At 77.6% G+C, this 3,018-nt stretch carries 1 pseudogene; it reads left to right on the top strand.

Annotated elements, in window-relative coordinates:
• A pseudogene (locus ACEPPI_RS40275) lies at positions 1-2,865 on the top strand (hypothetical protein); the annotation flags it as partial.
• Positions 2,866-3,018 lie beyond the last annotated feature (153 nt).

Raw genomic sequence — 3,018 nt, forward strand, 5'->3', positions numbered from 1 at the left:
GCCACCGCGGCCCGCGCCGGCCAGACCCCCGGCGCGGACGCCGCGAGCCCGGGCACCGTGGCGGTCACGGACCGGTCGGGCCCCGGCTCCGCCACCGGATCCACCACCGCCGGAGCGGGCCTCACCGTCGCCGACCTCGACCGGGGCTCCGACGAGCTGGTCCGGCTGCTCGCCGACACCGTCGGCTCCGCCGAACGCCAGCTGTTCGAGCTGCGCACGGCCGCCGCCGACGACGCCCGCATCCTCGGCGCCCTCGGCGACGGCGGCCTGCTGCCGCCCGGCCCCGACGTCCTCGCCACCGTCGAGTACCTCGGCGAACACGGCATCCCGGCCCTGCCCGGCTGGCGCTACCTCGCCCAGTCCGTGGACCCGGCCGACCACGCCGCCGTCCTCGCCGCCCGCCCCGAACTCGTCGACGGCGTCGTGATCACCGACCCCGACACCCACAGCCGCGCCCGCGAGGTCCTCTCCGCAGCCGCGCTGCTGCCCCGCTCCACCGTCGCCGTCGGCACCGCGGCGGCCCTGCTGGCACCCGTACCGCCGGCCGGGGACCCCGGCGCCGATTCCGGGGTCTTCCTCGTCCCGCCGAACCCGGCCATGCACGACGAGCACGCCGCCGACGAGGAGCGCCAGGCGCTCCGCGCCCGCGCCACGGCCCGCGACACCGACATCCGCGACCTCGCCGCCCGCCTCTCCGGCGACCGCGAGCTCGCCGCCCGGCTCGCCTCCTGGCGCACCGGCTGCCCGCCCGGCCGCCTCGCCCAGCTCGCCGAACACGCCGCCGCCGCCCGGACCTTCGCCGAGGAGGCCGACGCCGAGCTCGCGGAGGCCCGTACGGTACGGGCCGAGGCCGACGAGGCCGCCGCCGACGCGGCCCGGGTCCGCGACGAGCGCCAGGACACCGCCCAGCGTGCCCGCCGTGCCGCCGACGCCCTCTCCGGGCTGGCCCACCGGCTGCGCGAGCGCTCCGGCTGGCAGACCAGGGCCCGCGAACTCGCCGAGGAGGCCGCCGAGTCGGAGGCCCGCGCCGAGGCCTGCCTGGACCGGGCCCGCGCCGCCGACGAGGACCGCCGGGCCGCCCAGCGCGCGGCCGACGACGCCCGCCGCACCGCCCGCGCCCTGCGCGCCGAACGCGCCGAGATCGCCGGAGCCCCCGACCAGTTGCCCCCCGAGGACGCCCCGCGCGCCCCGCTCCCCGACCTGCGCGAGGCCTACCGGGCCGCCTCCCTGCTCTACGAGAAGGTCGGCGTCGGCGCCGACCTGCGCGCCGAACAGGCCCGCGCCGAGAGCGACGAGAGCGCCGCCCTCGCCGAACTCGACCGCCTCACCAACAAGGTCCGCACCCGCGCCGCCCAGCTCCTCGAAGGCACCGACGGCGCCGACGGCCCCTCCCGGCAGGCCGCCGCGGCCCGCGCCGAGGCCCTCGTACAGATGCTGGAATCCCGTGCGTCCACCGCCAGCGAGCAGCTCGGCCGGCTGCGCGGCGAGGCCGAACGGCACGCCCCGGCCGACGGCGAGGCCCACACCGAACTCCCCGAGGAACTGGTTCCGGCCGACGTGGAACAGGCCCAGGGCCTGCTGCGCACCGCCACCGCCCGGCTCGCCGCCCACTCCGCCGCCGTGGAGAGCGCCCGCGCCGCCCACGCCGACCTGCTGCGCGCCCACCGCGCGGCCGAGGACGGGGCCGGGGGCTTCGACGAGACCGCGGCCCTCCTGCGGGACCTGCTGCGCGACCACAGCCACCCGGAGGACGAGCAGGAGCCGGTGCCACACCCGGGCAGCCTGGAGGAGGCCCGGCAGTCCGCCACCGAGGCACGCCGCTCCCTGCGCGGCTGCGCGGCCGACCTCTCGGCCGCCGACTCCGCGGTGCGCGAGGCGAGCGACGTTCTGGTCCGGCACGCCAACGCCACCCGCTACGAGCAGGTGCGCACCCCCGCCCGCCAGCAGATCCGCGAACTGCCCGCCTCCGCGCTGCCCGAGCACGCCGCCGCCTGGGCCGCGGCCTTCGCGCCCCGGCTGCGCGTCCTGACCGACGAGCTCGCCCAGCTGGAGCGCAACCGCGACAGCATCGTCGACCGGCTCCGCGGCCTCGTCGAATCCGCCCTGGCCACCCTGCGCTCCGCGCAGCGCCTGTCCCAGCTGCCGGAGGGCCTGGGGGAGTGGTCGGGCCAGGAGTTCCTGCGGATCCGCTTCGAGGAGCCCGACCAGGCCACGCTCACCGAGCGGCTGGGCGAGGTCATCGACGAGGCGACCCGCGCCGCCGTGAAGAAGAACAGCACCGCCTCCTTCGGCGAGGGCGGCCGCCGCGACGGCATGTCCCTGCTGCTGCGCGGCGTCCAGGCGGCCCTCGAACCCAAGGGCATCGCCGTGGAGATCCTCAAGCCGGACGCGGTGTTGCGCGCCGAGCGGGTCCCGGTCGGCCAGATGGGCGACGTCTTCTCCGGCGGCCAGCTGCTGACCGCCGCCATCGCCCTGTACTGCACCATGGCGGCGCTGCGCAGCAACGACCGCGGCCGCGACAAGCACCGTCACGCGGGCACGCTGTTCCTGGACAACCCGATCGGGCGCGCTAACGCGACCTACCTCCTGGAACTCCAGCGGGCCGTCTCCGACGCGCTCGGCGTCCAGCTGCTCTACACGACGGGCCTCTTCGACACCACGGCCCTCGCCGAGTTCCCCCTGGTCATCCGGCTGCGCAACGACGCCGACCTGCGGGCGGGGCTGAAGTACATCAGCGTCGAGGAGCACCTGCGGCCCGGCCTGCCGCAGCGCTCGCCGGACGGGGAGACCATCCACGGCGAGATCACCGCGACCCGCATGTTCCGCCGCTCGGCCGCCGTTTCCCGCGAGGCCGCCGGTTCCTGAGCGGCCGTCGGTTCCCGAGCGCATGCCGGACGGGTGGCCCGGGCCGGGGGGCGGGCCTGGACGGGCGCGCGCCCGCCCTTGCGAACCCGGCCCGGGGGGCGGCCCCCCCGGGCGCCCCCCCCCCCACCATCTGCATAAAACAAAAAAAAAAAA

Origin of the sequence: Streptomyces sp. AB3(2024) (assembly GCF_041862025.1) — a bacterium.
Lineage (GTDB): Bacteria > Actinomycetota > Actinomycetes > Streptomycetales > Streptomycetaceae > Streptomyces.